This window comes from Nocardiopsis changdeensis, from assembly GCF_018316655.1.
Taxonomy (GTDB): Bacteria; Actinomycetota; Actinomycetes; order Streptosporangiales; family Streptosporangiaceae; genus Nocardiopsis; species Nocardiopsis changdeensis.
The window spans coordinates 1,972,466-1,999,293 of sequence record NZ_CP074133.1 but is presented as its reverse complement, the minus strand read 5'-3'; the positions used below and the strand labels follow the sequence as shown (position 1 = coordinate 1,999,293).

The following is a 26,828-nucleotide window of genomic DNA, read 5'->3' as shown; positions in this document are numbered from 1 at the left end:
CGGTCGCGCGCCTCTTCCGGGGAGGTCCGGGCCGCCCACCACACGGCGAGCGCGGCACCGGCCGGCAGGAGGGCGGTGTACAGCGCGAACAGCGGGCGGGGCGGGCGCGTGCGGGTCGTCCTCATGCCCCTGGTCCTCCCGCCGCCCGCCGGCCGGGCGCACGGGCACCCGCGCTCAACAGGAGCGGGGTGAGGAGCAGCAGCACCCCGGCGGCGGCGATCGCGGACCGCGCGCCCGTCACCGCCGCGAGCAGGCCCCACAGCGCGGTCACGGCGGCGACCACCACGGCCCTCGTCACGTTCCAGGCCACCAGGACCCGGGCCGCCCGCTCCGCCGGGACGCGCCGCAGGCGCTCGGCGGCGAACAGCGGGTTGAACACCCCGATGCAGGTGATCATCGCCGCCTGAACCGCGATGACCAGCACCATCCCGGCCGGGCCCGGCACCACCGGGACCAGCCCGAGCGGCCACACCGCCCGCAGCGTCCCGGCGGCCCGCAGTACCCGGCGGCGCCCGTAGCGCGCCTCCAGCCGCGGGGCGAGCCGCGCCCCGCAGAGCCCGCCCAGGCACGGCAGGCCCAGCGCCAGCCCGTACTGCCAGGCCGACCAGCCGAGTTCTCCCAGCAACAGCACCGCCAGCAGCGGCTCGGTGGCCATGATCAGCGCGTTCACCGCCACCGTGTTCCGGAACAGCGGCCGCAGCACGGGGTCGGCGTGGACGAACCGCCATCCCCGGACCAGGTCCGCGGCCCGCGCGGGCTCCGGACGCGCGGGCGGCTCCTCCCGGTCCCGGATCGCCGCGACCGCCAGCGCCGACGCCAGGAACCCGAGGGCGTTCGCGGCCACCGTGGCCACCGGTCCCAGCAGCCCGACGGCCGCTCCGCCCGCCACCGGCCCGACCGTCGTCGCGGTCCAGGTCGTCGCCTCGAACCGGCCGTGCGCCACCACCAGGTGCTCGGGCCGCACGATCTGTTTGAGGTGGGCGCCGCCGACCGAGGTGAACGTGATCCCGGCCGCCGCGGTGACCACCGACACCACGAGCAGCTGCGTGTACGTCAGCAGGCCGCACCAGTAGGCGGCCGGGACCGACAGCAGCGCGGCGCACCTGACGGCGTCGGCCCCGATCATGACCGGCCTCTTGCGCCGCCGTTCCGCCCACGGCCCCAGCGGCAGCGCCAGCAGCGCCCCCGCCGCGGTCCCCGCGGCGGCCAGAGCCGACACCTGCGCCGGTCCCGCCCTCAGCACCGTGACCGCGATCAGGGGGAACGCCCCGAACGCCAGCCAGGTGCCGGCCGTGGACACGGCGAACCCCGCCCACAGCCACCCGAACGCGCCTCCCGGCCCCTGCCGCGACATCCGATCCCTTCCGACGGCCGCCCGCTGACGGAGAGATCAGAGCAGACCGGCCCGCCCGTGATCCAACAACGGCGGGACGTGCGGTCCACAACCGCGCGTTGTGGCCCCCTACGATGCGGGCATGGACATCGAGGCCGTGCGCACCTTCGTCGCCGTCGCCGAGACGGGGCGGTTCCAGGACGCCGCCGCCGACCTGCGCGTCACCCAGCAGGCCGCCTCCAAACGGGTCGCGAACCTCGAGCGCTCCCTGGGCGCGGTGCTGTTCACCCGCACCGCGGGCGGCGCCCGGCTCACCCCGGAGGGCCGCGCCTTCCTCCCGCACGCCCGCGGGGTGCTGCGCGCCGTGGAGCACGCGGCGGCCTCCGTACGACCGGGAAGGCGGGCGCTGCGGGTGGACGTGCTGAGCCGGCGCATCGCCCCGGGCGCGGCCCTGCACCGGTTCCACCTCGACCACCCGGACACCGGGCTGGACGTGGTCTCGCTGCCGAACGCCGGCGCCGGGGCCGCCGTCACGGAACTCCTGGCCGGGCGGATCGACGCCACGTTCCGCGCCGTCGCCGACCCGCCCGCGGGCGTCACCGCCGAACGGGCCCTGGACGACCCCCTCCAGTTGCTGACGGGGCCGCGCCACCCGCTGGCCGGGGCGGGGATGCTGCGCCCGGCGGATCTGGCCGGGTACCGGATCCGGATCCCCGGCATCCGCCCGGGCACCGAGTGGGCCGACTACTACGACGCCCTGGCGGAGGAGTTCGGCCTGGGCATCGACGCCAGGGGCCCGGACTTCGGCAGCGACGCCCTGTTGGACGCCATCGCGGAGTCGGCGACCGTGGCGACGCTGGTGTGCGCCGGGGACCGGTACGTGTGGCCCGACTCCTGCGGTCTGCGCCGCATCCCGCTGGCCGACCCGGTGCCGGTGTACCCGCACTCGCTGCTGTTCCGCACCGGGGACCCGCACCCGGCCCTGGACCTGCTCCGCCGCCACCTCGCCGCCCGCCGCACGGTCCCGCCCGGCCCGGTCTGGGAGCCGCCCGGCCGCCGGGTGCCGTGAGGGGGCGGCCGCCCCCGCTCCGGCCCCGAGGCCGCCGGGCCGTGTGAGTGCGCCGGCCGCCGCCGGGGGCTTGTGCCGGCGGGCAGGGCGGCCTTATCTTTCATATGTAAGAAATTTCTTACACGTATAGGGAAGTCATGACACAGCGCGAACCCACCGGTGACGAGCTCGTCGAACTGTTCGCCGCACTCGCCAACCCGGTACGCCTGCGGATCATCGCGACGCTCCGGGGCGGCCGCGACTACGTCAGCAGCCTCGCGCGCGTCATCGGCATCAGCCGACCGCTGCTCCACATGCACCTGCAGCGCCTCGAAGCGGCCGGAGTGGTCGTCGGCAGCCTGGAGCTGTCCGACGACGGCAAGGCCATGAAGTACTTCGAGCTCGCCGACCTGGACCTGCACCTCACCCCGGAACTGATCGCCGCCGCGGCCGCGAGCCTCACCGTCAAGGAGAAGCAGTAATGGACTGGCCCACCGTGATCCTCATCCTCGGCCTGCTCACGATCGCCACCTTCATCGGCATCGCGATCGAGGCCGGCCGCCAGGAGTCCCGCAAGACCACCATCGGCGCCGCCCGCGCCGACGAACTCCGGAGCCTGGTGGCCCGCTACGAGGAACTGGCCGCCACCACCCTCGACGCCCAGCAGCGCACCGCCGCGGACGTCGCCGAACTGCGCGCCCGCGCCGCCTCGATCGAGCAGATCCTGCGAACGGTGGAATGACGATGTCCGACCTGATGCGAGCACTCGTACAGACCGCCTACGGCGAGGCCCGCGACGTCCTCGCGTTCGCCGAGGCCCCCGTGCCCGAACCCGGTGAGGGCGAGGTGCGCGTCCGGGTCCACGCCGCGGCGCTGAACGCCGCCGACGTGTACATCATGCGCGGCGAGCCCGTCGTGGGCCGCCTCGCGTTCGGCCCGTCCCGGCCGCGGCAGCGGATCCGGGGACGGGACCTGGCGGGCGTGGTCGACGCCGTCGGACCCGGGGTCCGAGGCCTCGGCCCCGGCGACCGCGTGGCCGGCGAGGGCGAGGGGTCGCTCGCCGAGTACGCCTGCGTCAAGGCGTCACGGGCGGCGCGCGTGCCCGACACCGTGTCGCTGCACGACGCCGCCGCCGTCCCGCTGGCCGGGGTGACCGCCCTCCAGGCGGTGCGCGACGGCGGAGTGGGGCCCGGCGACCGCGTGCTCGTCAACGGCGCGGCGGGCGGCGTGGGCTCCTTCGCCGTGCAGCTGGCCGCGGCCGCGGGGGCCGAGGTCACCGGGGTGTGCAGCGCCGGCGGCAGCGGGTTCGTGCGCTCGCTCGGCGCCCGCGCGATCGACTACGCGGCCGAGGACTTCACCCGCACCGGGCCCTACGACGCCGTCATCGACCTGGCCGGGAACCGCACCCTGCGCGAGCTGCGCGGCGCGCTCGCCCCCGACGGCACGCTGGTGCTGTCCTCGGGCAACGGGACACGGATGATGGGCCCGCTGTGGCGCAACGCCGCCGCGTCCCTGGCCTCGCCCTTCACCCGGCAGCGCCTGCGCCCGTTCCTGGCCCGGACGGCCCGGGAGGACGTCGGGGACCTGCTGGCCCGGATCGCCGGGGGCGGCCTGCGCGTCCGGGTCGAGCGCACCCACCCGTTCGAGGAGGCCGCCGACGCGCTCGCCCACGTCTCCGGGGGCCACGCCCGCGGCAAGGTCGTGGTCACCCTGCGGGAGGAATGAGCCCCAGCTCCCGGGCCCGCGCCCCGGCCGCGTGGCGGTTGGTCACGCCGAGCTTGCCCATCAGGTTGGACATGTGCACGCTCACCGTCTTGGCCGAGATGAACAGCTTCTCCCCGATCTCGGTGTTGCTGAGCCCCGCGGCCGCCCGCACCAGCACCTCGGCCTCCCGGGGCGTCAGCCCCGCCGGGAGGCGCGGCTCCCCGGCCACCGCGCGCAGCGGTTCCACGTACCGCTCGCGCAGCGGGGCGTCGGTGTCCAGCAGCCCCACGGCCTCCTCCAGCCGACCGAACAGCTCCCGGGCCCGGGCGCCCTCCCCCGCCTCGGCGGCGGCCCGGCAGGCCTCCTCCAGCAGCAGGAACTCCTCCGCGTGGAGACCCCTGCCTCTCACCATCTCCAGCGCCCGTTCCCAGTGCCCCAGGGACCCGGCGGGGTCGGCCGTCAGACGCGCCAGCGCCTGGGCGCGCCGCAGCTCCCCGTACGGGGTGGACCACCACTGCGACGGACGCAGGTACACCCCGACCCGCCCGGCCAGCTCCTCCGCCTCCCCGGCCCGGCCGGCCCGCCGCAGCGCGCGCACCAGTCCGGCCAGCGGCCCCGGCCCGTTCAGCGACGACTGCGTCGGCCGCCCTCCCTCCTCACGCTCGACCATCCGGTACGCCGTCTCCAGCGCGCCCTCCAGGTCCCCCTCCGCGGTCAGCACCCGGACCCCCACCTGGTCCACCGCCGCGAACAGGTGGGCGTCGGTGTCCCGGACCGCCTCGACCGCCTGCTCCCAGTGCTCCCGCGCCCCCGCGGTGTCCCGCTGGGCCAGCCGGATCTCGGCGAGCACGAACCGGCGGGTCCCCTCGTCGAGCCGGCCCCCGGAGGACCCGGCCAGCACCTCCTCGGCCTCGCGCATCCTCCCCAGGTCCAGGAGCGCCCCCGCCTTCTCCGTCTCGGGGACGGGCCCGCGGGTCCGGAGGACCCCCAGTTCCGCGCACCGGTCCAGGAACTCCCGCTCCGCCCGCAGGCACTCGTGCCACTCCAGCCGGTACAGGTGGTGGACCGCGATGTTGTTCCGGGCCCGCAGCTCGGCGTCGACCATCCCCAGTTCCCGCGCCAGCCCCATCCCCCCGGTGAGCAGGGGCAGCGAGCCGTCCGCGCGCCCCACCTCCAGCGTGCTGCCCAGGGTGATGAGGGCCTCGGCCTCGCTGCGCCGGTCCCCCGCCGCGCGCGCCCGGTCCAGGACGTCCCGGGCGGCCCGCCGCGCCTCCGCGTCCCGGCCCACGAGGTAGAGCAGCGCCGCCCGGGCGCCGCTGACCGCGATGTGGTCCGGGTGCCCCCGGGGCAGCAGCACGGACGCCTCGTCCAGTACCTCCAGGCCCTCGTTCCGGCGGTGCAGCGCCTTGAGGGCCTGGGACCGCAGCAGCAGGAAGCCCGCCCGGGAGACGGGGTCCGCGGACTGCTCCGCCCCCTCGGCGGTGTAGCGCAGCGCTTCGTGGGAGGAGCCGCCGATCTGCACGGCCGCCCGGGCCGCGTCCAGCAGCAGCCGTGCGCGCGTGACGCCCAGCGGGGCGGCCGCGGCCTCCGGGTCGGGCAGCAGTTCCCACAGCTCCAGCAGCCGCTCCACCGCGGCCAGGTGCTCGGGGTGGGCGAACGCGTCCGCCGCGTGCCCGGCCGCCGCCCACAGGGCGGCGAAGGCGCGGGGGTGGTCGTGCACCGCGTCGGCGTGGTGGGCCAGGCGCAGCACCCGCTCCGGTTCGGCCAGGCCCGGCACCCCCGCCTCCAGTGCGGTCACGTAGCGGCGGTGGCCGCGCACCCGCCGCCCCGGCAGCAGGTCCTCGCGCACCGCCTCGGCCAGCAGCGCGTGCCGGAACCGGTAGTCCTCCCCCACCACGCTCAGCACCCGGGCGTCGACGGCCCGGCGCAGCACCCCGTCCAGCTCGTCCTCGGAGAGGTCGCCGGCCACCGCCGCCAGCAGCGCGTGGTGCACGCGGACCCCCGACAGCGCGGCCAGGCCCAGCACCGCGCGGTCGGTGTCGGGGAGGCGGTCGACGGCGCGCAGCAGCAGGTCGCGTGAGGTGTCGGGGAGCCCGTCGTCCGGGGACGACACCAGGGCCTCCACGAACAGGGGGTTTCCGCCGCTGCGCTCGCAGAGCAGGTCCAGCGCGCGCGGCTCGGGGCGGGCGCCGCCGCGCAGGGCGGCCGCCTGGGCGGCGACCTCCTCGCGGCCGAAGGGACCCAGGTCCAGCCGGGTGACCCGGGCCGGGCGCTCCAGGTCGGGCAGGAGGCGGCGCAGGGGGTGGGCGCGGTGCAGGTCGTCGGTGCGGACGGTGGCCAGCAGGTGGACCGGGGCGGGGCCGAGGTTGCGCACCAGGAAGAGCAGGAGGTCTCGGGTGGAGGCGTCGGCCCAGTGCAGGTCCTCGACCACCAGGGCCAGGCCGCCGCCGTCGGCGGCGGTGTCCTCCAGGTAGGACAGGACGGCCTCGAACAGCCGGGTGCGGTCCTCGTCGGGCGCGGCGGCGGTCCCGAGTTCGGGGAGCAGCCGGGCGAGCGCCCCGGCCCGGGCCGGGGAGGGCGGGACCTCGCGGACCAGGTGGCGCAGGGCGGCGGTGAAGGGGGCGAAGGCGACGGTGCCGCCGCTGGTCTCCAGGCAGGCGCCGACCGCCGCGCGGGGCAGGGGCGTGCGCCGCAGGTACTCCTCCAGCAGGCGGGTCTTGCCGACCCCGGCGTCCCCGAGGACCAGGGTGGCCCGGGCGTCCCCGCGGGCGGCGAGGTCCCCCTCGGCCAGCAGGTGTGCCAGGTCGGGGCCGCGTCCGATGAACGCCGTGGGAGTGGGGGCCATGGCGCCAGTATGCCCGGGCCGCGAAACGACCCCCACCTTTACGACATAGATCACATATCGGACATCAGCCCAGGTTCAGGTCCCGGGCCTTCGCGGCGGCCGCGCCGCGGTTGGCCACCCCGAGCTTGCCCATGAGGTTGGACATGTGGACGCTCACCGTCTTGGCCGAGATGAACAGCTTCTCCCCGATCTGCCGGTTGGTCATCCCCAGGGCCGCCAGGCGCAGCACCTCCGCCTCCCGCTGTGTCAGCCCCGCCGGGGCCTCCCCCGCGGCCCGCGTGCGCGGCCGGGGCAGGCCGTGTGCGCGGCGGATCCGGTCGGCGAGCTCCGCGAACAGGGTCAGGCCGCTCTCCCGGGCGGCCCCCTCCACCTCCTCCAGGTGTGCGGCGGCCCGCTCCGGCTCCCCCGCCCGGGCCGCGGCGCGCGCCGCCGCCAGCAGCAGGTGCACACGGTGGAAGCGGTGCTCGCGCACCTGCGGCAGCAGCCCCTCCAGGGTCCGCGAGGCCGCGGCCGCGTCCTGCGAGGACTGGGCCGCGACCTGGTCGCGGACCAGCCGGTCCACCGGGTGCGTCATGTCCCGGGGCAGCGCGGCGGCGGCCTCGCGCAGGACCGCGGTCAGGTCGGCCGCCCGTTCCCGCCATTCCGGCTCGTCGCGCATCATGTCCGCCACCTCGGCCACGGAGGAGAGATTGCTCATGTACCGGCCGTCCAGGTGGGGGGCGTCCCGGTCGCCTTCGTCCAGGAGGCGCCGGGCGATATCGGCCGCCGTGTCGAACCGCCCCTCGACCGCCGTGCGCATCATCTCCGTGAAGCGGATGGGCGTGTACTCCGGCGGGGAACTGCTCTCCTCGGGCAGCAGGCGGCGGAACTCCTCCAAGGCCCTGTCCGCGCCCGCGGCGTCCTGCCGGTAGAAGGCGAGCTGCTGGATCAGCGTCCACGTCCGGGCCCGGATCAGCCGGTCGCCCGCTGACGGGTCCAGCAGCCGCTCGCACTCCTCCACCCGCAGCTGGTAGAAGCGGCTCAACCCCATGCTCAGGCGGAACGCCGGGCCCTGGGTGCGCGCCAGCCCCAGCTCCCCGGTGCGCTCCAGGCCGCGCCGCGCGGTGTCGTAGGACTCCGCCGCCCTCCCCTCCGCGGAGAGGACCCCCGAGAGGTTGATCCACCCCCGCAGCTCCGCATGGACGTACCCGGTCGCGCGGGCGAGGGCGATGCCCTCCGTGAGCAGCCGCAGAGCCCTGTCCGGGTCCTCCTGCGCGGTCAGGCTGCCCAGGGTGACGAGCACGTCGGCCTCGCTGCCCCGGTCGCCGGCCTCGCGGGCCGTGCGCAGCGCCCTCTCCGCGGAGTGGCGGGCCCGGGTGGGGTGGCCGCGCACCATGAACGTGGACGCCAGCAGCGCCCCGGCCGCGGCCTGGTGGGGGTCGCCCCTCTCCATCACCACGAACGCGTCGGCCAGGTCCTCCAGCGCCCCGTCGCTGCCCAGGTCCTTGTAGGCGTAGGCGCGGACGTAGCGCAGACCCGCGATGAGCGCGCGGTGCGGCGGGGGCTCCTTGACGCCCGGGTCGTGGTGGCCGGTGACCCCCAGCTCCTCCAGGCCCTCGGTGGCGTAGTCCACCGCGCGGCGCAGCGACCCGGCCAGCAGGCACACGGCGGCGGCCAGGCGCAGCACCTCGGCGCGGGGCGCGCCCACCCGTTCGGCGGCGTCGGGGACGAGGTCCCACAGTTCCAGGACCCGTTCGAGCAGGACCAGCCGCTCGGGGTGGGCGGCCGCGTCGGCGGCGTGCCGGGCCGCGGCCCAGGCGGTGGACAGGGCCAGCGGCTGGTCCCCGGCGGCGTGAGCGTGGTGGGCCAGTTGCAGGGCGGTGCCGGCCTCGTCCAGTCCCGGCACCCCCCGCTGGAGCGCTTCGGCGTAGCGCCGGTGCGCGCGGATGCGCTCGCCGGGCAGCAGGTCGGTGTAGACGGCCTCGGCGAGCAGGGCGTGCCGGAAGACGTACCCCTCCGCCGTGGCGCGCAGCACCCGCGCGTCCACGGCCGGGCGCAGCGCGGCGTCCAGGGCCTCCTCGCCGGTCCCGGCCCGGCGGGCCACCGCGGACAGGAGGGTGTGGCCGATGCGGTCCCCGGCGGCGGCGATCAGCCCGACCACCCGGCGGGCGTCGTCGGGCAGCCGGTCGACGGCGGAGGTCAGCAGCTCGCGGGGCCCGTCGGGCAGCGGACCGCCCGGTCCGTCCAGGAACGCCTCCACGAACAGGGGGTTGCCGCCGCTGCGCTCGTGCAGCAGGTCGGGGTCGGCGGGCGGGGCGCCGCGCAGGGCGGTGGCCTGGGCGGCGACCTCGTCCCGGCTGAACGGTTCGAGGTCCAGGCGCGAGACCCGGGGCAGCCGTTCGACCTGGGGCAGCAGGCGGCGCAGCGGGTGGGTGCGGTGCAGGTCGTCGGTGCGCACGGTGGCCACCAGGTGGACCGGGGCCTCCCCCAGGTTGCTCATCAGGAACACCAGCAGGTCGCGGGTGGAGGCGTCCGCCCAGTGCAGGTCCTCCACGACGACGAGGAGTCCGTCCCCGCGCGCCCGCTCCTCCAGGAAGGTGAGGACGGACTCGAACAGCCGCGCCCGGCCGGTGCCGTCGGCCTCCGGGACCGGGCCGGCCCCGGGCACCGGCCCGGCGCCGCCGTCGCGGGACAGGTCCCGCAGCAGCGCGGTGAAGGGCGCGAAGGGGATGCCGTCGCCGCCGAGTTCGAGGCAGCCGCCGACGGCGGTGCGGCCCAGCGGCGTCCGGTCCCGGTACTCGTCGACGAGCCGGGTCTTGCCGATCCCGGCGTCGCCGCAGACCAGCAGGGCACGGGCGCCCTCGGACCGGACGCGGTGGGCGTCCTCGACCAGGGCGGCGAGCTGGCGGTCGCGGCCGATGAACACGGGGCGGGGGGAGTCGTCCTGCATCCCGTCACAGTACGGCGTCCCGCACCGCCCCGCACCGGGCCGCGGTCAGGCGGTGCCCTGCCACAGGTCGGGGCCGAACACCTCGTAGCGGACACGCCGGGCGGGGACCCCGGCGTCCAGCAGCCGGGCCCGCACCCCGCGCATGAACGGCAGGGGGCCGCACAGGAACGCCTCCACCCCCTCGGGGACGTCCACCCCGGACAGGTCCATCCGGCCGGTGCGGTCGCCGCCGCCGGTCTCGTACCAGGTGAGGGCACGGGCGCCGGGCAGCGCGTCGACCAGGGCGGCGACCTCGTCGCGGTGGGCGTGGTCCCCGGGCGAGCGGTCGGCGTGCAGGACCAGGACGGGCCGGGTGTCGCCGCGTTCGGCCAGGCCGCGCAGCAGGGCGACCACGGGGGTGCAGCCGATCCCGGCGGAGGCGAACAGCAGCGGGTGGTCGCCGCCGGGCAGGACCACGTCGCCGGCCGGGGCGGACACCATGAGGGTGTCGCCGGGGCGGGCGGTCCCGTGCAGGAGGGTGGAGACCTCCCCGGCGGGGGCCGACCCGGCGCGCAGGCGCTTGACGGTGATGCGGCGGCGGGTGCCGTCCCAGCCGGTGAGGGTGTACTGGCGGGCCTGGCGGACGCCGTCGGGCATGCGCACCCGGACGCTGACGTACTGGCCGGGGAGCGGGGCGGGCGGGGCCCCGGCGCCGTCCCCGGGTTCGAGGGTGAGGCTGACGGTGTCGGGGGTCTGCTCGCTGCGCTCGGTGACGGTCCAGGGGCGCCACACGTCGCGGCCCGTGGCGTGCCCGGCGTCGGCGTACAGGCGCGCCTCCAGGGCGATGAGGGCGCCGGCCATGAGCCAGTAGACCTCGTCCCAGGCGGCGACCACCTCGGGGGTGGCCGCCTCGCCGAGCACGTGGGCGATGGCGCCGAACAGGTACTTGTGGACGACGGTGTACTGGTCCTCGGTGACGCCGAGGGAGGCGTGCTTGTGGGCGATCCGGCCGAGCAGGGCGTCGGGGCGCTCGCCGGGGTGGGCGAGCAGGGCGGAGGCGAAGGCGGCCACGGCCCCGGCCAGGGCGCGGCGCTGCTCGCCCGATGCCTGGTTGCCGCGGTTGAAGAGGCCGTCCAGGAGTTCGGGGTGTTCGCCCAGCATGGTGTCGTAGAAGCGGGCGGTGACGGCGTCCAGGTGTTCCGCGACGACGGGCAGGGTGGCCCGGACCGTGGCGGCGGACTCGGCGGAGAGCATGCGACCTCCTCGCACTCGTTAATTTGCATCTGAAATGCACATTAAGAGCGGCTCCGCGACCCCCTCCGCCGGGGCCCGGCCGGGCGGGGCCCCGGGCGGGGCCGGGTGCCCGGCGGGCGGCGCCGGGGCCAGGGTCTTCGGTCCCGCGGGCGGTGGGGCGCGGGTCCCCGGCGGGGCCGGGAAAGGTCCGCGGCGGGGGTCCGCGGAGAGCTCGGTCACATTCCGGAGGCGTCCCGATCGGGCGCTTCCGGGCGCAGCAGGACCAGGGTCTCCCGGGCCGGGGACGACACCAGGGACTCCACCGTCACCTCGTCGAGGGAGGCGTAGAACGCCTCGCGGGCCCGGTGCAGGGCGCCGCGCAGGCGGCAGGCGGCGCGCAGCGGGCAGGGCGGGTCGTCCTCGCACCCGGCAAGGTCCCCCGCGCCCTCCAGTTCGCGGACGATCGCGCCGACCGGGGTCCGCCGCCCCCGTGCGGTGAGCCGCAGGCCGCCGCCCCGGCCCCGGCGGGCCTCCACCACGCCCAGCTCGGACAGGCGCGCCACCGCCTTGGCCATGTGGGTGTAGGGCACCGAGGTCATGTCCGCGACGGCGCGCGTGGTGAGGAGCTCGCCCTCCCCGGCCACGGCGAGCCGCATGACCAGGCGCAGGGACACGTCGGTGAAGGCGGTCAGGCGCATGTCCGCGAGCGTAGCCGCACCCTCCGGGCGCACGGCGCTCCGCGCCCGGGGCGGGCGCGGAGCGCGGGGCGGTGCGGTTCAGAGGCGGAAGACCAGCTCGGCGGCGACCCAGACGTCGACCACGCCGCACCACTCGGCGAAGGAGCGGGACACCGCGCGGTCCTTCCACAGGTGGTAGAAGTCCCAGATCCCGTGCAGGAGCCAGCCCGCCGCGATCAGGTAGCGGGCGGCCTCGGGGTCGACCGCCAGGCCGACCAGTCCCAGCCCGCCGAAGAACAGCATGCCCAGCGCCTGGATCCGGTACGTGCCGGGGCGGAACAGGTGCCCGTCCAGGGCCGACCAGACCAGGACCAGCAGGGCCAGCGCGGTGAAGACCGTGGAGGGCGCGGCGATCTCGGTGGCCCGCAGGACCGTGACCACCACGAAGGAGGCGAGGACCAGGGGCCAGGTGAGGTACCGGTACTTCTCCCCCACCTTGGCCATGAGCAGGTAGACCAGGGGCAGCAGCGGGAGGATCTCGGCGTAGCCGTACGCGGCGTCGGCCTCCCCTCCCCCTCCGCCGCCGAGGACGGCCGCGGAGAGCAGCGCCACCGCGGTGGGCCAGCGGGCGAGCAGGAAGCGCCCGGCCCGGCGCGGGCCGCCCTCCCCGGACCGGTCGGCCCGGGGCCCGGGCCCGGCGGTCCGGGTGTCGTTCGGTTCGGGTGCGGTCTCGTACGCGTTCACGGGAGGTCTCCTCTGCGTCACCCCCCGGTACCCGGAGGGGGTATCTTCCGTCGTGTCTCCAGACTCCTCCCGGCGGGCCCCGCCCGGTAGTGCCGGACCACCGGCGTCGGCGTGCGCGCGTCACCTCCCGGCATGACATCCGTCATGCGCCCCCTGCCGCGGCCCCGGGCCCGCTGCGACAATGGCCCGGTGGACACTGCCGACGACGGACCCGGGACCGGGGGCCTGCGCCGCTTCACCTGGTGGAGCCTGGCCGGGGTGACGGTGGCCTTCATGGCCCCGGCACTGGCCCCGCACCTGTGGGACCCCGGCCTGTCCCCATGGGCCGCGGCCGCCGGCGGCGCGGCCCTGGCCCTGACCTCGCTCTCGCTGTTCGCCCTGTTCGGCCGCCGCCTGACCCGCGGGCCCGACGGCCCCTTCCCCGCCGGGTGGGCCGCCGCGGGGTGCGCGGGCGCGCTGGTCACCGCCCTGGTCCTGTGGCCGCTGGACGAGGTGCTGTGGTCGGTGGCCCCCGCGACGGTGGCCGCCCCCGTGGCGATGTTCCTGCGTCCGCGCCCGGCCTGGGTGTCCCTCGCCGCGGTCGCGCTCGCCCTGGCCGTGCCCGGGCTGCTGCGCGGGTCGGACGCGTTCGGGGTGCTGTTCCCTCCCGGGCTGGCGCTGGTCGTGGCCTGGGCGGTGCTCGGCCTGCTGTGGACCTGGGACGTCGCCGCGCGCCTCGACGAGTCCCGTCGGCTGGCCGCCCGGCTCGCGGTCGCCGGGGAGCGGCTGCGGTTCGCCGCCGAGCTGCACGACGTGCAGGGCCACCACCTCCAGGTGATCGCGCTCAAGGCCCAGCTGGCCGCCCGGCTGGCCGGGACCGATCCGGAGCGGGCCGCCGGGGAGATGCGGGAGGTCGCCGGCCTGGCCGCCGACGCGCTGCGCGACACCCGCGCCGTGGTCCGGGGCTACCGGGGCACCTCGCTGGAGCGGGAGGTCGCCAACGCCGCCAGGGTCCTGGAGTCCGCCGGGATCCGGGTGCGCTCGTCGGTGGAGGCGGTCGACGGCGGGAGCGACGGGGTCCGGGGGCTGCTGGGCCTGGTCGTGCGCGAGGCCACCACCAACGTGCTGCGGCACAGCCGGGCGGGCGAGGTGGAGATCGCCCTGCGCCCCGAGGGCGACGGCGTACGGCTGCGGGTCGCCAACGACGGCGCCGACCCCGCCGGGAGCGGCGACGGTACCGGCCTGCGCTCCCTGGCCGAGCGGGTCGGGACCGCCGGGGGCACGCTGACGTGGGACGACACGGGCGGCCGGTTCACCGTGACCGCCGTCCTGCCCTGGGAGGGGAACGGATGAGCATCCGGCTGCTGGTCGCCGACGACGAGGACCTGCTGCGCGGCGCCCTGGCCGCCCTGCTCGGGCTGGAGCCCGACCTGGAGGTCGTGGCGCAGGCCGCCACCTCCACCGAAGCGGTGCGGCTGGCCCGCGCGCACCGGCCCGACATCGCGGTCCTGGACCTGGAGATGCCCCCGGCGGACGGGCTGCGGGCGGCCGAGGAGATCCGGGACGACCCCGGCTGCCGGGTGGTGCTGGTGACCCGGCACGCCCGGCCCGGCGTGCTGCGGCGCGCCCTGCGGGCGGGGGCGAGCGGTTTCGTGCCCAAGACCACCCCGGCGGAGCGGCTCGCCGAGATCCTGCGGGAGGTGGCGGCGGGCCGCCGGTACGTGGACCCCGACATCGCCGCGTCCGCGCTGACCGAGGACGACTGCCCGCTCGGGGAGCGGGAGCTGGAGGTGCTGCGACACTCCCGGGGCGGGGCGTCCGTCAACGAGATCGCCGCCCGGGTTCACCTGGCGCCCGGGACGGTGCGCAACTACCTGTCGTCGGCGATGGGCAAGCTGGGGGTGTCGTCCCGGCACGCGGCCGCGCACCGCGCCTGGGAGGAGGGCTGGATCTAGGCGTACCGGCCCACTCAGCCCTGGCCGTCCGCCTCGGGCGCGGGCGTGCGGGGCCCGTCCGCGGCCTGGTGCGCTCCGGCCTCGCGCGGCATCCACACCAGCACGATGACCACCCCGACGGCCGCGCAGCACAGCGACACCAGCGCCGCCGCGTGCAGCCCCGACAGGAACGCCTCCTTGGCCGGTGCCACCAGCGCCGCCCCCGCCTCGCCCAGGCTCCGGGCCACGGCCATGGTGGCCTCGATCGACTCGCCCGCCGCGTGCAGCCCCGGGTCGCCCGGGTGCGCGGCGGCTCCCTCCTGCGCGGCGGCCTCCTCCAGGGCCGGGGTGATGTCCGCCCGGTAGCGGAAGGAGATGACCGCCCCCAGCACCGCGACGCCCATGGCGGTGGCCACCTGGCGGACGGTGTTCTGCATCGCCGAGGCCGCGCCCGCCTTGCCCGGCGGCACCGACGAGACGATCGCGTCGGTGGACGGGGTGAGGACCACCGCCATGGCACTGGCCTGGGTGAAGAAGAAGACCAGGATCAGCCAGAGCGGGGTGTCCGCCTCCAGCAGGGTGAAGAACGCCAGGCTGGCGCAGACGATGAGGATGCCGGTGGCGGCGACGGCGCGCGGCCCGAACCGCCGGACCAGGTTGGGGCTGAGCGGAGCCAGGAGCATCTGGCCGACCGCGGCCGGGAGCACCAGCAGCCCGGCGACGAACGGGCTGAACTCGCGCACGCTCTGCCAGTAGAAGCTCATGAAGAAGATGAGCCCGGACATGCTGAAGAACATCAGCATGACGGTGGCCATGGCGACGCTGAACCGCGGGTTCCGGAAGAACCGCACGTCCAGCGACGGGTTCTCGGTGCGCGACTCGTGGAACAGGAACAGGGCGACGACCGCCACCCCGCCCAACAGGCTGCCCCACACGTCGGGCCCGGCCAGGGAGGAGCGCTCGCCCGCGGTGATGATGCCGTAGATGAGCAGGACCAGGCCCGGGACGGACAGCAGCACCCCGGGGACGTCCAGGCGGCCGGGGGCCTCGTCCCTGGACTCCGGGACCAGGAAGTACATCAGGGCCAGGCCCAGCAGCACGAACGGCACGTTGACGAGGAAGATCGACCCCCACCAGAAGTTCTCCAGCAGCAGGCCGCCCGCCGACGGCCCGATCGCCATGGCCAGCCCGACCGAGCCCGACCACAGGCCGATGGCGCGGCCGCGCTCCTCGGCCGGAAAGACGGCGGTGATGATCGACAGGGTCTGCGGCATCACCATGGCGGCGCCGAAGCCCATCACCGCGCGGGCGGCGATGAGCTGCTCGGGGCTCTGGGAGTAGGCGGACAGCGCCGAGGCCGCGCCGAACACCGCGAGCCCGGCGGTGATCATCCGTCTACGCCCCCACCGGTCGCCCAGGACGCCGAAGGTGAACAGCATCCCGGCGAAGACCAGGGTGTAGGAGTTGATCGCCCAGGCCAGCTCGGACTGGCTGGCGCCGACCCCGAGCTCGGGGTCGGAGAGGGTGCGCAGGGCGACGTTGAGGATCGTGTTGTCCGCGACGAGCACCAGCAGGCAGATGATGAGGACCGCCAGTCCGCCCCACCGCCGTCGATAAGCCGTCCCAGCGTCCACGTGAGCACCCTCGTTCTCCACGAACCCGTCCGCGCGCGGGCGGACGACCCGCCCGACGGGATCGCCATGGTAGCGGCCGGGCCCTTCCGTCCCCGCGGCGCGCTCCCGGTGACCGCGTCCGCCCGGCGGGGGCGGGCGGCGTGACGCACGCCCGTCCGAGAGAGAGGGCCACGGGGGAAGTTCCCGCCCCGGGTCCCGGTTGTATCCCGAAGGAAGCGGACGCGCGCGACCGTGCGATGATGCACACACGGCACGCGGGCCCGGCCCTTCCCACCGCCGACGGCGGCGGCCGGAGCCCGACCGCCCCCGGCCCCGCGGGGCCGCACATCCGCCGCGTCCGCGCGGCGCACATCTATTTCGTCCACACGTCCGGGGACACCCACGCGGTGCTTCGAGACAACGGAGGAAGACATCATGAGCACCACTGACAAGACCCCCTCCGCCCTGTACGGCGGGGTCACCAACCGGCGCGTCACCATCCGCGACCTGGCCGCCGCCAAGCGGCGCGGCGAGACCTGGCCGATGCTGACCGCCTACGACGCCCTCACCGCGCGGGTGTTCGACGAGGCGGGCATCCCCGTCCTCCTCGTCGGCGACTCGGCGGCCAACGTCGTGTACGGCTACGACACCACCGTCCCGGTCTCCGTGGACGAGCTGGTGCCCCTCACCGCCGCGGTGTCCCGCTCCACCAAGCGGGCGCTGGTGGTGGCGGACCTGCCGTTCGGCTCCTACCAGGGCTCCCCCGAGCAGGCCCTGGCGACCGCCTCCCGGTTCATGAAGGAGGGCGGCGCCCAGGCCGTGAAGCTGGAGGGCGGCCACGCCGTCGCCCGGCAGGTGGAACTGCTCGTTTCGGCGGGCATCCCGGTGATGGCCCACCTGGGCCTGACCCCCCAGTCGGTGAACACGCTGGGCGGGTACCGGGTGCAGGGCCGCGGCGAGGCCGCCGCCGCCCTGCTCAAGGACGCCAAGGAGCTGGAGCGGGCGGGCGCGTTCTCCGTCGTCCTGGAGTGCGTGCCCAGCGACCTGGCCGCCCAGGTCACCGAGCAGCTGGGCATCCCGACCGTGGGCATCGGGGCGGGCAAGGCCACCGACGCCCAGGTGCTGGTGTGGCAGGACATGGCCGGGCTGAGCCCGCGGGTGGCCAAGTTCGTCAAGACCTACGCCAACCTGCACGACACGCTGCGCGACGCGGCGTCGGCGTTCGCCGACGAGGTCGTCAACGGGGTCTTCCCCGACGCGGAGCACTCGTACGCGAGCTGACCCGCGGGGCGTCCCCCGCAACGGACGCCGGCCGGGGCACCCGCCCCGGCCGGCGTCCGCCGTGTACGGGCGGTCCGGGCATCGGGGTGCCGGATTCATGTGAGGCGGGACACGAACCGAATCGTACTCGGGAGTAGAGTCGCCTCATATCCCAGCACCTACGCGGGCCGGGGCACCCGGCCCTTGGGAGGACGCATGCGCATCTCGATGCCGCTCCAGTACGCGGGCGAGCCCAAGGCCGCGGTCGACCAGGTGGTCGAACTGGAGAAGGCCGGGCTGGACACCGTCTGGGTCGCCGAGGCCTACGGCTTCGACGCCGCCACCCTCATGGGCTACATCGCCGCCCGGACCGAGACCGTGAACATCGGCTCGGCGATCCTGCCCCTGTACACCCGCACCCCCACGCTCATCGCGATGACCGCCGCGGGACTGGACCACCTGTCCGGCGGCCGGGCGATCCTCGGCCTGGGCGCCAGCGGCCCGCAGGTCATCGAGGGCTTCCACGGCGTCCCCTACGTCAAGCCGCTGGCCCGCACCCGCGACACCATCGAGATCTGCCGCAAGGTGTGGAAGCGCGAGGAACGCCTCACCCACGACGGCCCGGTGTTCCGGCTGCCGCTGCCCGCCGACCAGGGCACCGGCCTGGGCAGGCCGCTCAAGATCATCAACCACCCCGTGCGGTCCGAGATCCCGATCTACGTGGCGTCCCTGGGCGTCAAGAACGTGGAGATGACCGCCGAGATCGCCGACGGCTGGCTCCCCCACCTGTTCATCCCCGAGAAGGCCGGCACCGTGTGGGGCGAGGCCCTGGCGGCGGGCGGGGACAGGCGCGACGCGTCGCTGGGCGGGCTGGAGATCGCCGCGGGCGGCCTGCTCGCCATCGGCGAGGGCGAGGACACCAAGAAGCTGCTCGACCTCGTGCGCCCGATGATCGCCCTGTACGTCGGCGGCATGGGCGCCAAGGGCAAGAACTTCTACAACACCGTCGCCCGCCGCTACGGCTACGAGGAGGCGGCCGAGAAGATCCAGGACCTGTACCTGGACGGGAAGAAGGACGAGGCGGCCGCCGCCGTCCCCGAGGAGTTCGTGGAGCTGACCAACATGGTCGGCCCCGAGTCGTACGTGCGCGAGCGCGTGGAGGCGTTCCGCACCGCCGGGGTCACCAGCCTCAACGTCATCCCGGTGGGCGAGGACCCGGCCGCGCTCATCGAGAAGGTCAAGGGCTGGGTGTCCTGACCCGGACGGGGCGCGGCGCGGGGCCGGGGGCGCTCCCCCGGCCCCGCCGCGGTGTTCACAGGCCGGTGATCCGGATCCCCGCGTGGGTCTTGTAGCGGCGGTTGACCGCGATGAGGTTCGCGGTGAGCGCCTCCACCTGGTGGGCGTTGCGCAGCCGCCCGCCGAACACCCCGCGCACGCCCGGGATGAGCTCGGCCAGGGCCCGCACCGTGTCGGTGGCGGCCCGGTCCTCGCCCAGCACCAGGACGTCCAGGTCCACGGTCTCCACCTCCGGGTCCAGGAGGATCACGGCGGAGACGTGGTGGAACGCCGCCGTGACGGTGCTGTCCGGCAGCACCGCGGCGGCCTGCTCCGCCGCGCTGCCCTCGGGCACGTCCAGCGCGAACGGGCCGCGCTTGTCGAAGCCGAGCGGGTTGACGCAGTCCACCACGAGCTTGCCCGCCAGCGGCCCGGCCAGGGACTCCAGCAGCTCCCGGTGCCCGTCCCAGGGAACGGCCACGATGACGATGTCGCCCTCGGCCGCGGCGGAGGCGTTGTCCAGGCCGCGGACGTCGATGGCGGCGGACTCGGCCTCCACCAGCTCGCGGGCGGCCTTCTCGGCGCGCTCGGCGCTGCGCGACCCCAGGTACACGGTGTGCCCGGCCAGGGCGAACCGGCGGGCCAGCCCGCGCCCCTGGTCGCCCGTCCCGCCCAGGACGGAGATGGTGCGCCCGGTGATGTCGGTGGTCTCAGGTGTGCTCACTTCGGTCATGCGCCGATCCTGTCAGAACCGGGTTCGGAATCCGGTGCGCGCCCCCTCACCACCCGTCCTTCTCGTCCTCGTCCTCCCAGTCGCTGTTGCGCTCGGCGGCGATGGTCAGCGCCCGCGCCGCCGTGGCCTCGTCCGGATAGGGCCCCAGGCGCTCCCGGTTGGGGCAGCCGGCCCCGTGCTCGACGGTGTTGTGCCTGAGGCAGTACCACCAGCCGTCATCCTGTACGTCGGCCACCGCGTCCGCCTTTCCTCGTTCCTGGTCGGTCACCTACCCGGGCGGGGGTGTTCCTCACACCCGCGCGGCCTCTGCCGGCCGGCGCCACGAACTACAATCCGTGTCCATGACTACTCCGCTGGTTCCCGGGCGCATCTCGCCACAACGTTCGGTCCCCTCCCACATCGTCCGCCCCGAGTACGTCGGGCGGAAGCACCCCGTGGAGGGCGTCCTGGGCGACGTGCAGACCCCGGAGACCATCGAGCGGATGCGCGTGGCGGGGCGGATCGCCGCGCAGGCGCTGGAGGAGGTCGGCAGGCACGTCGTGCCGGGGGTGACCACCGACGAGCTCGACCGGATCGGCCACGAGTTCCTGCTGGACCACGGCGCCTACCCGAGCACGCTGGGGTACAAGGGCTACCCCAAGTCGCTGTGCTCCTCGCTCAACGAGGTCATCTGCCACGGCATCCCGGACGACACGGTGGTCTCCGACGGCGACATCGTCAACATCGACATCACCGCCTACAAGGACGGCGTGCACGGCGACACCAACGCCACGTTCCTGGCCGGGAACGTGTCCGAGGAGCACCGCCTGCTGGTGGAGCGCACCCGCGAGGCCACCATGCGCGCCATCAAGGCGTGCCGCCCGGGGCGGCGGATCAACGTGATCGGCCGGGTCATCGAGTCGTACGCCAAGCGGTTCGGCTACGGGGTGGTGCGCGACTTCACCGGGCACGGCGTCGGCCCGGAGTTCCACTCCGGCCTGGTGGTGCCGCACTACGACGACCCGCGCGCGGACACCGAGATGGTGCCCGGGATGACGTTCACGATCGAGCCGATGATCACCCTGGGCGGGGTCGACTACGACATGTGGGACGACGGCTGGACCGCCGTGACGGCCGACCGCAAATGGACGGCCCAGTTCGAGCACACCCTGGTCATCACCGACACCGGCGCGGAGATCCTCACCCTCCCGTAGCCGCCGTCCCCCGGCTCCCCTCCCAGCGCACCCCCGGAGGTCCCGTGGCGCGGTTCGTCCACCTGGCGCCCGCCGCGGCCGCCCGGCGCGCGGCGCGGTCCGGGCTGCGCGCGAACCCCGGGCGCGACGGGCAGCGCGGGGTGTACTGCTTCCCGGTGCTGCCCTCCTACACGCTCACCCACCAGTGGCTGCGCGAGCTGTCCCGCTGGAAGGACGCCCGGGGCATGGCCGCCGTGCACCTGCTGCTGCCCGACGGCGAACCCGTCCTGGTCGGGCACTACGGCGGCCCCGGGCGCCGGACGACCGCGGCCGGGGCCGTGGGCGCCGTCGCCGCGCTGGAGGACCCGCGCGGCTGGGAGGTGTTCGTGCCCCGGGCGGTGACCGCCCGGGAGGTGCGCGCGGTCCGGACCGTGCGCCGCGGGGTCGGCTGGCGCTACCTGCCCGGGGCCCACGGGCGGCCGCCGTGCACGTGCGCCGGCTGCCCGGTGCGCGGCGCGTACGGATCGCGGAGACTGCTCGAACGCAGGCCCCATCCGGCGGACGGCCCCTGGCCGCCGCCCCGGGTGCTGCTGGAGCGCATCGACCGGGCGTCGGCCGACGGCGACGCGGCGGCGCTGTGCGCGGCGCTGGAGGGGTTCGGCCACCGGCGGCGCGGTCCCGTGGACCGGCTGCTCCCGCTGGCCGGCCACCCCGACCCGCGGGTGCGCTCCGCCCTGGTGTGGGCGGTCTGCGGGTGGTCCACCCCCGGCACCGGCGACCTGATCTCCCTGCTGGCCGCCGACCCCGACCCCGGCGTGCGGGAGGCCGCCGGGGACGTCCGGGAGATCCGCGGGGACCGGTAGTCCGGGCCTGTTCCGGCGATGTCTGGCGCGGTCAGTGCGGTGGGGGCTAGTGTCGGGCGGGTGAAGATCCTGATCTCCGCGGACATGGAGGGCGCCACCGGCGTCACCTGGCCCGCCGACTGCGAACCCGGCACGGAGCAGTGGCAGCGCTGCCGGACGATGTTCACGGGCGACGTCAACGCGGCGATCGCCGGGCTGTTCGACGGCGGCGCCACCGAGGTCCTGGTCAACGAGGCCCACTCCACCATGCGCAACCTGCTGCTGGAGGAGCTGGACGGGCGCGCCACCATGATCACCGGCCGCCACAAGGAGCTGTCGATGGTGGAGGGCGTCCAGCACGGCGACTGCGACGGCGCCGTGTTCCTGGGCTACCACTGCGGCGCGGGCGAGGAGGGCGTGCTCGCCCACACCTACCTCCCCAACGCCGTCACCGGGGTGTGGCTGGACGGGGAGCCCGCGAGCGAGGGCCGGCTCAACGCCGCCGTGGTCGCCGAGTACGGCACCCCCGTCATCCTGGTCACCGGCGACGACCGCGCCTGCGAGGACGCCGAGACCTACGCCCCGTTCGCCCGCACCGTCGCGGTCAAGGAGTACGTGAGCCGGTACGCGGCCCGCTGCCGCCCGCCCGCGCGCACCGCCGAGGACATCCGGCTGGCCGCGTCGAAGGCCACCCTGCTCGCCGGGCGCCTGGACCCCGCGGAGCCCGCCGCCCGGGCCGTGGAGGTCGAGGTGGACGCCGCCCACCTGGCGCAGGCCGCCGCCCTCGTCCCCGGGGTCACCCGGACCGGGGCGCGCCGCGTCCGCTACACCTCGCCGGACGCCTACGAGATGATCCGCTGCTTCAAGACCGTCACCACGATGATCTCCCAGGCGATGGAGCAGGACTACGGCTGACCGGCCGCCCCGCGTCCACCTCCCGGACCCGCACACCCTCCCGCACCGCAGAACCGCAGAAAGGCCGCGCCGTGGCCCCCACCTCCTCCGCCACCGACACCGCCCGGGCCGGTGAGGACGCCGTCGTCCTCACCCGGGGGCTGATCCGCCGGGACTCCACCAACCGGGGCGGGGGCGAGGGGGACGAACGGGCCGCCGCCGAGTACGCGGCCGAGGCGCTGACCGACGCCGGGCTCGCCCCGGTGGTGCTGGAGTCGAAGCCGCGCCGGGCCAACGTGGTGGCCCGGGTGCCCGGCACCGACCCGGACGCGCCCGCCCTGCTCGTCCACGGCCACCTGGACGTGGTGCCCGCCGACGCCGCCGACTGGACGGTGCCCCCGTTCTCCGGGGAGATCGCCGACTGCCCCGTCACCGGGCTGCCCGCGCTCTGGGGGCGCGGCGCCGTGGACATGAAGAACACCGTCGGCATGGTCACCGCCGTCGTCCGGGAATGGGCCCGCGCCGGAGTGCGTCCGCGCCGCGACATCGTGCTGGCGTTCGTCGCCGACGAGGAGGACAGCTCCGAGCACGGCGCCGAGTTCCTGGTGCGGCGGCACGCCGACCTGTTCGAGGGCTGCACCGAGGCCGTCGGCGAGGGCGGCGGCGAGACCGTGTACGCCCGCGGCGCCGACGGGCGGACCGTGCGGCTGTACCCGGTGGGGGCCGCCGAGCGGGGCAGCGCCTGGCTGACGCTGCGCGCCGCGGGCACCGCCGGGCACGGGTCGCGCCCACCCCGGGACAACGCCGTCGCGAGCCTGGCCGAGGCGGTCGTGCGGATCGCCGGCCACCGCTGGCCGCTGCACCCCACCCCCGTGGTGCGGGCCGCCCTGGACGGCATCGCCGCCGCCCTGGGGGTGGAGCGTACCCCTGGGGACGCCGACACCGACGAGGCGGTGGAGGCGCTGCTGGCCCGGCTGGGCACGGCGGCCCCGCTGGTCTCCCCCGCCCTGCGCAACAGCGCCGCGCCCACGATGCTCTCCGCCGGGTACAAGGTCAACGTGGTCCCGGGCGAGGCCACCGCGGGGGTGGACGGCCGGGTGCTGCCGGGGGCCGCCGCGGACTTCGAGCGCACGATGGACGCGCTCACCGGGGACCGGGTGTCGTGGGAGTACGCGCACTCCTCGCCGCCGGTGTCCGCCCCGGTGGACTCGCCCGCGTTCGCCGCGCTGCGCGCCGCCCTGCTGGAGCAGGACCCCGGGGCGCACGTGGTGCCGGTGTGCCTGTCCGGCGGGACCGACGCCAAGGTGTTCGCGCGGCTGGGGATCGACTGCTACGGGTTCTCGCCGTCCTGGCAGCCGGAGGGCCTGGACTACACGGGGCTGCTCCACGGGGTGGACGAGCGGGTGCCGCTGGAGGGGCTGCGGTTCGGGGTGCGGGCCCTGGACCGCTTCCTGCGGGCCTGAGCGGCCGAGCGTTATGGGTGGGCGCGCGCCGTCAAGGCGGGCGCGGCGATACCGGGATCCATGAGGGGGGAACACGTGACGGAACCGACGGCGGTGGCCGACCGGGGGGTGGCGGCGGGGGTCCGGCCGCCGCGGCTGCGCAGGGGCGACCGGGTGCGGCTGGTGGCGCCGTGCAGTCCGGTCCCGGAGCCGATGCTGGAGACGGCGGCCGAGGAACTGCGCCGCTGGGGGCTGGCCGTGGAGTTCGGGGCGCACGTGCGCGACCGGCACCCCGTGCTGCCGTACCTGGCGGGCGAGGACGCCGACCGGGCCGCCGACCTCCAGGAGGCGTGGTGCGACCCGGACGTGGCCGCGGTGTTCTGTGTGCGGGGCGGGGACGGGGCGCACCGGACCCTGGACCTGCTCGACTTCGCGGCGCTGCGGGCGGCCGCCCCCAAGGCGCTCATCGGGTTCAGCGACGTCACGGCGCTGCACGAGGCGTTCGCGGTGGAGCTGGGCGTGGCGACGGTCCACGGGCCGGTGATCGGTACCAAGTACTTCGTGGGCGACCCGGTGGCGCAGGAGGAGCTGCGCGTGACCCTGTTCGAGCCGGAGCGGCGCACGGTGCTGACCTCGTCGGGCGCGCACGCGCTGGTGCCCGGGCGCGCCGAGGGGGTGGTGTTCGGCGGGAACCTGAGCCTGCTCAACGACGGCCTGGGGACGCCGCACAGCCGGGCGTCGGCCGCCGGGGGGATCCTCATGCTGGAGGACGTCGGCGAGGACGTGGCGCGGGTCGACCGGATGCTCACCCACCTGCTGCGCACCGGGTGGACGGACGGCCTGGCCGGTGTGGTGCTGGGCACGTGGACCGACTGCCCGCCGGACCCGGGGGCGATCGCCGACCTGATGCGCGACCGCCTCGCCCCGCTGGGGGTACCGGTGCTGTGGGGGCTGGAGACGGGGCACTGCGCCGCCCAGCTGACGGTGCCGCTGGGCGTCCCGGCCCTGCTCGACGCCGAGAACGGCACCCTGGAGCTCGCCGTCCCCGGCCTGGCCTGAGCCGGCCGGTGCCGGGCGCGGCGCCCGGCACCGGCCGCGCGGCTGGTCGGGCGGCCCGGGACCGCCCGTCCGCGCCCTCGGGACCGGCGATCGGATACCTATACCGGCGGAATCCGGGGCGGGAGTCTAGACTCGACGGCATGGTGAGAGAGCCGCTGACCCAGACCCAGATCGAACGCGGACGCCTGCTCGGCGGGCTGCTGCGCAGCGCCCGCGCCGACCGCACCATGGTGGACGTGGCCCGGCAGGCCGGGATCTCCGTGGAGACGCTGCGCAAGATCGAGGGCGGGCGCATCCCCACCCCCGCCTTCTTCACCGTCGCCGCCATCGCCGCCGCCCTCGACCTCTCCCTGGACGACCTGCTGCGCCGCGTGGACGACGCCGCCGCGGCCCCGGTGAGCGCCTGAACGAGGGCCCTTCCCCCTCTTTCGCCGGCGCCCGCCGCCGTGGTCTGATCCGGTGGCCGCACGTCCGCGACCGAAGGAGGACCAGTGGAGAGACCGTCTCAGAGCGTGCGCCCCGCGTGGTGGCTGGAACCCGTGAACGCGCTGCTCGCCCCGTTCGAGGGGCGGTCCGGGGACGGGGGGTCCTTCGACGCCGCGCTGCGGGCGGCCTCCTCCCGCAGCGGCCTGCCCCGGCTCCCCGACGAGCCCTTTTTGTCCGACCTGAAGGTCCTCCACGACGCCTGGCAGACGTCGCCCGACCTCACCCCGGTCGGCCGGTTCGCCCTGCGGAGCGAGATCCGGCGGCGGCTGGAGACGCGCCTGCGCATGCTCCACCTGCTCGACGCCCGCCCCGAAGTCGCCGCCGAGACCGTCGACCGGCCGGTGTTCATCACCGGCCTGCCCCGGACCGGCACCACGTTCGGGCACGGGCTCCTCGCCCGGCACGTCCGGGGCCGCGCCCCGATGCTGTGGGAGCTGCTGAGCCCGGTCCCCGACACGGGCAGGCCCGGGGAGCGCACGGTGGGCAGGCGCGAGCGCCTCGCCTCGGCCCGGACGCAGATCCGGGGCATGAACGCCCTGGGCCCGGGCTTCGCGACGATCCACCCCATGCACCCCATGGAGCCGGAGGAGTGCGTCTTCCTCCTGCCGCACGGCCTGAACAACCACGTCCGCGCCCCCGTCCCCGGCTACCGCGCGTGGCTGGAGCGGCGCGACGCCACCCCCGACTACGTCTACCTCAAACAGCAGCTCCAGGCGCTCCAGTGGGGGCGGCCCGCACGGCGCTGGGTGCTCAAGTCCCCGCTGCACCTGCCCAACCTGGACGTCCTGCTGTCGGTCTTCCCCGACGCGGTGGTGGTCCTGACCGACCGCGACCCCGCCCGGGCGATGCCGTCGTGGGCGAGCCTGACCGAGGCGGGGATGCGCCTGCACTGCCGCGGGGTGGACCCGCGCCGGATCGGCCGCGAGTGGCTGGACATCTGGGCGCGGGCCGCCGAGCGCGCCCGGGCCGTGCGGCGCGGGAGCGCCCCCGAACGCTTCCTCGACCTGCCCTACGACGAGCTGACGTCCGACCCGCTCGGCGCGGCCGAACGCGTCTGGCGGAGCCTGGGCGAGGAGTTCGACGCGGACAGCCGGGCCCGCACGCTCGCGTACACGCGGCGGGACCGGCGCCGGAACCCCGGCGGCCACAGGTACGGGCTCGACCGCTACGGCCTCACCGCCGGGGAGATGCGCGCGGCCTTCGGCCCGGACCCGACCGGCTCCGCCGCCGCCCGCGCGGCCGCCTCCGAAGGCTGAGGCCCCCGGGACCGCCGGGCCGGCGGTCCCCTCGCGGCCCCGGCGACCCGCGCGGACGCCTCCGGTGGCCGAGGCGTGCCAGGGCCACCGCCCCGGCAGTCCATGCGACCGTACGGGGACGGCCGCCCGCACCGGCGTGCCCGGTGGCCAGGACGCACCGGGGCCCGTGGCCGCGTGAGGAGGGCCCTTGCGGTCCGCACGGGCGTCTCCGGAGGTTGAGCCGCCCCGAGACCGGCGGCCCTCGGGCGGCGGTCCCTGCGGCCGCACCGGACGGCCGCCCACGCGGGCTTCTCCGGCAGTGAGACGCACCGGGGCCGCCGGACCTGCGATCCCCGCACGGACCCCGCGACCCGCCCGGGGTGGGCCCCGGGGCGGCGGACCTCTCCGGTCC

At 76.0% G+C, this 26,828-nt stretch carries 24 protein-coding genes; 15 read left to right on the top strand and 9 right to left on the bottom strand.

Annotated features, from left to right (window positions below; genetic code table 11):
- Positions 1–121 precede the first annotated feature (121 nt).
- Positions 122–1,354 carry an MFS transporter gene (locus KGD84_RS09230; protein ID WP_220559844.1) on the bottom strand — a complete coding sequence of 411 codons (1,233 nt, stop codon included), beginning with the start codon at positions 1,352–1,354 and terminating at the stop codon, positions 122–124.
- Between the two features lie 121 nt (positions 1,355–1,475).
- Between KGD84_RS09230 and KGD84_RS09225 the strand changes: the two genes are divergently transcribed.
- The 4 genes from KGD84_RS09225 to KGD84_RS09210 all read left to right on the top strand — a co-directional run bounded on the left by KGD84_RS09225 (position 1,476) and on the right by KGD84_RS09210 (position 4,106).
- The gene (locus KGD84_RS09225; RefSeq protein WP_220559843.1) at positions 1,476–2,402 is read left to right on the top strand and encodes a LysR family transcriptional regulator; all 927 of its coding nucleotides are present in this window, start codon (positions 1,476–1,478) and stop codon (positions 2,400–2,402) included.
- A 137-nt stretch (positions 2,403–2,539) separates the two neighbouring features.
- Positions 2,540–2,863 (top strand): ArsR/SmtB family transcription factor, encoded by a 324-nt coding sequence (locus tag KGD84_RS09220; RefSeq protein ID WP_220559842.1) that lies wholly within the window; start codon positions 2,540–2,542, stop codon positions 2,861–2,863.
- A complete protein-coding gene (locus tag KGD84_RS09215) occupies positions 2,863–3,123 on the top strand; it encodes a hypothetical protein (protein WP_220559841.1) in 261 nt (86 codons plus the stop codon). Before KGD84_RS09220 ends, KGD84_RS09215 begins: the two co-directional genes overlap by 1 nt.
- A 14-nt stretch (positions 3,124–3,137) precedes the next feature.
- Positions 3,138–4,106 (top strand): NAD(P)-dependent alcohol dehydrogenase, encoded by a 969-nt coding sequence (locus tag KGD84_RS09210; RefSeq protein WP_220559840.1) that lies wholly within the window; start codon positions 3,138–3,140, stop codon positions 4,104–4,106.
- Here the strand turns inward: KGD84_RS09210 and KGD84_RS33535 are convergent.
- The 5 genes from KGD84_RS33535 to KGD84_RS09180 all read right to left on the bottom strand — a co-directional run bounded on the left by KGD84_RS33535 (position 4,087) and on the right by KGD84_RS09180 (position 12,492).
- Complete coding sequence (locus KGD84_RS33535; RefSeq protein ID WP_220559839.1) at positions 4,087–6,930, bottom strand: helix-turn-helix transcriptional regulator; 2,844 nt, start codon at positions 6,928–6,930, stop codon at positions 4,087–4,089. The two genes, KGD84_RS09210 and KGD84_RS33535, sit on opposite strands and share 20 nt — an antisense overlap.
- 64 nt (positions 6,931–6,994) lie before the next feature.
- Positions 6,995–9,859, bottom strand: a complete 2,865-nt coding sequence (locus tag KGD84_RS09195) for a helix-turn-helix transcriptional regulator (RefSeq protein WP_220559838.1) — start codon at positions 9,857–9,859, stop codon at positions 6,995–6,997.
- Positions 9,860–9,904: 45 nt separating this feature from the next.
- A complete protein-coding gene (locus KGD84_RS09190) occupies positions 9,905–11,092 on the bottom strand; it encodes a globin domain-containing protein (protein WP_220559836.1) in 1,188 nt (395 codons plus the stop codon).
- A 215-nt stretch (positions 11,093–11,307) separates the two neighbouring features.
- Positions 11,308–11,769 (bottom strand): RrF2 family transcriptional regulator, encoded by a 462-nt coding sequence (locus tag KGD84_RS09185; protein WP_220559835.1) that lies wholly within the window; start codon positions 11,767–11,769, stop codon positions 11,308–11,310.
- Positions 11,770–11,847: 78 nt separating this feature from the next.
- Positions 11,848–12,492, bottom strand: a complete 645-nt coding sequence (locus KGD84_RS09180; protein ID WP_220559834.1) for a hypothetical protein — start codon at positions 12,490–12,492, stop codon at positions 11,848–11,850.
- A 189-nt stretch (positions 12,493–12,681) separates the two neighbouring features.
- Between KGD84_RS09180 and KGD84_RS09175 the strand changes: the two genes are divergently transcribed.
- Together KGD84_RS09175 and KGD84_RS09170 are read left to right on the top strand one after the other, a co-directional pair.
- Positions 12,682–13,824: a sensor histidine kinase gene (locus tag KGD84_RS09175; RefSeq protein WP_220559833.1), complete on the top strand. Its 1,143-nt coding sequence runs from the start codon at positions 12,682–12,684 to the stop codon at positions 13,822–13,824.
- Positions 13,821–14,426, top strand: a complete 606-nt coding sequence (locus tag KGD84_RS09170) for a response regulator transcription factor (protein WP_220559832.1) — start codon at positions 13,821–13,823, stop codon at positions 14,424–14,426. Before KGD84_RS09175 ends, KGD84_RS09170 begins: the two co-directional genes overlap by 4 nt.
- 14 nt (positions 14,427–14,440) lie before the next feature.
- On the opposite strand, the gene KGD84_RS09165 is transcribed toward KGD84_RS09170, so the two are convergent.
- A complete protein-coding gene (locus tag KGD84_RS09165; protein ID WP_220559831.1) occupies positions 14,441–16,039 on the bottom strand; it encodes an MFS transporter in 1,599 nt (532 codons plus the stop codon).
- Between the two features lie 414 nt (positions 16,040–16,453).
- On the opposite strand from KGD84_RS09165, the gene panB reads away from it, so the two are divergent.
- A complete protein-coding gene (gene panB / locus KGD84_RS09160; protein ID WP_220559830.1) occupies positions 16,454–17,299 on the top strand; it encodes a 3-methyl-2-oxobutanoate hydroxymethyltransferase in 846 nt (281 codons plus the stop codon).
- A gap of 195 nt (positions 17,300–17,494) precedes the next feature.
- Positions 17,495–18,535, top strand: coding sequence for an LLM class F420-dependent oxidoreductase (locus tag KGD84_RS09155; RefSeq protein WP_220559829.1), 1,041 nt, complete (start codon positions 17,495–17,497; stop codon positions 18,533–18,535).
- 55 nt (positions 18,536–18,590) lie between these two features.
- On the opposite strand, the gene npdG is transcribed toward KGD84_RS09155, so the two are convergent.
- The gene (gene npdG / locus KGD84_RS09150; protein ID WP_220559828.1) at positions 18,591–19,286 is read right to left on the bottom strand and encodes an NADPH-dependent F420 reductase; all 696 of its coding nucleotides are present in this window, start codon (positions 19,284–19,286) and stop codon (positions 18,591–18,593) included.
- Between the two features lie 46 nt (positions 19,287–19,332).
- Positions 19,333–19,521, bottom strand: coding sequence for a hypothetical protein (locus tag KGD84_RS09145; RefSeq protein WP_220559827.1), 189 nt, complete (start codon positions 19,519–19,521; stop codon positions 19,333–19,335).
- Positions 19,522–19,627: 106 nt separating this feature from the next.
- On the opposite strand from KGD84_RS09145, the gene map reads away from it, so the two are divergent.
- The 7 genes from map (at position 19,628) to KGD84_RS09110 (ending at position 26,437) form a co-directional block, all read left to right on the top strand.
- Entirely contained in the window at positions 19,628–20,479 is an 852-nt protein-coding gene (gene map, locus KGD84_RS09140) for a type I methionyl aminopeptidase (RefSeq protein WP_220559826.1), read from the top strand.
- A gap of 44 nt (positions 20,480–20,523) precedes the next feature.
- On the top strand, positions 20,524–21,321 hold the full coding sequence (locus tag KGD84_RS09135) for a HEAT repeat domain-containing protein (protein WP_220559824.1): 798 nt from the start codon (positions 20,524–20,526) through the stop codon (positions 21,319–21,321).
- Positions 21,322–21,381: 60 nt separating this feature from the next.
- Complete coding sequence (locus tag KGD84_RS09130; protein WP_220559823.1) at positions 21,382–22,215, top strand: M55 family metallopeptidase; 834 nt, start codon at positions 21,382–21,384, stop codon at positions 22,213–22,215.
- Between the two features lie 71 nt (positions 22,216–22,286).
- Positions 22,287–23,657 carry a M20/M25/M40 family metallo-hydrolase gene (locus tag KGD84_RS09125; RefSeq protein ID WP_220559822.1) on the top strand — a complete coding sequence of 457 codons (1,371 nt, stop codon included), beginning with the start codon at positions 22,287–22,289 and terminating at the stop codon, positions 23,655–23,657.
- A 60-nt stretch (positions 23,658–23,717) separates the two neighbouring features.
- Complete coding sequence (locus KGD84_RS09120) at positions 23,718–24,695, top strand: S66 peptidase family protein (protein ID WP_220559821.1); 978 nt, start codon at positions 23,718–23,720, stop codon at positions 24,693–24,695.
- A gap of 140 nt (positions 24,696–24,835) precedes the next feature.
- Positions 24,836–25,102: a helix-turn-helix domain-containing protein gene (locus KGD84_RS09115; RefSeq protein WP_220559820.1), complete on the top strand. Its 267-nt coding sequence runs from the start codon at positions 24,836–24,838 to the stop codon at positions 25,100–25,102.
- Between the two features lie 84 nt (positions 25,103–25,186).
- A complete protein-coding gene (locus KGD84_RS09110) occupies positions 25,187–26,437 on the top strand; it encodes a sulfotransferase family protein (RefSeq protein WP_255646419.1) in 1,251 nt (416 codons plus the stop codon).
- The last annotated feature ends 391 nt before the right edge of the window (positions 26,438–26,828 follow it).

Excerpts from the sequence above, each read along its gene's own strand:
- KGD84_RS09230 (WP_220559844.1), bottom strand. The coding sequence starts at position 1,354 with ATGTCGCGGCAGGGGCCGGGAGGCGCGTTCGGGTGGCTGTGGGCGGGG.
- KGD84_RS09225 (WP_220559843.1), top strand. The coding sequence starts at position 1,476 with ATGGACATCGAGGCCGTGCGCACCTTCGTCGCCGTCGCCGAGACGGGG.
- KGD84_RS09220 (WP_220559842.1), top strand. The coding sequence starts at position 2,540 with ATGACACAGCGCGAACCCACCGGTGACGAGCTCGTCGAACTGTTCGCC.
- KGD84_RS09215 (WP_220559841.1), top strand. The coding sequence starts at position 2,863 with ATGGACTGGCCCACCGTGATCCTCATCCTCGGCCTGCTCACGATCGCC.
- KGD84_RS09210 (WP_220559840.1), top strand. The coding sequence starts at position 3,138 with ATGCGAGCACTCGTACAGACCGCCTACGGCGAGGCCCGCGACGTCCTC.
- KGD84_RS33535 (WP_220559839.1), bottom strand. The coding sequence starts at position 6,930 with ATGGCCCCCACTCCCACGGCGTTCATCGGACGCGGCCCCGACCTGGCA.
- KGD84_RS09195 (WP_220559838.1), bottom strand. The coding sequence starts at position 9,859 with ATGCAGGACGACTCCCCCCGCCCCGTGTTCATCGGCCGCGACCGCCAG.
- KGD84_RS09190 (WP_220559836.1), bottom strand. The coding sequence starts at position 11,092 with ATGCTCTCCGCCGAGTCCGCCGCCACGGTCCGGGCCACCCTGCCCGTC.
- KGD84_RS09185 (WP_220559835.1), bottom strand. The coding sequence starts at position 11,769 with ATGCGCCTGACCGCCTTCACCGACGTGTCCCTGCGCCTGGTCATGCGG.
- KGD84_RS09170 (WP_220559832.1), top strand. The coding sequence starts at position 13,821 with ATGAGCATCCGGCTGCTGGTCGCCGACGACGAGGACCTGCTGCGCGGC.
- panB (WP_220559830.1), top strand. The coding sequence starts at position 16,454 with ATGAGCACCACTGACAAGACCCCCTCCGCCCTGTACGGCGGGGTCACC.
- KGD84_RS09155 (WP_220559829.1), top strand. The coding sequence starts at position 17,495 with ATGCGCATCTCGATGCCGCTCCAGTACGCGGGCGAGCCCAAGGCCGCG.
- npdG (WP_220559828.1), bottom strand. The coding sequence starts at position 19,286 with ATGACCGAAGTGAGCACACCTGAGACCACCGACATCACCGGGCGCACC.
- map (WP_220559826.1), top strand. The coding sequence starts at position 19,628 with ATGACTACTCCGCTGGTTCCCGGGCGCATCTCGCCACAACGTTCGGTC.
- KGD84_RS09120 (WP_220559821.1), top strand. The coding sequence starts at position 23,718 with ATGAGGGGGGAACACGTGACGGAACCGACGGCGGTGGCCGACCGGGGG.
- KGD84_RS09115 (WP_220559820.1), top strand. The coding sequence starts at position 24,836 with ATGGTGAGAGAGCCGCTGACCCAGACCCAGATCGAACGCGGACGCCTG.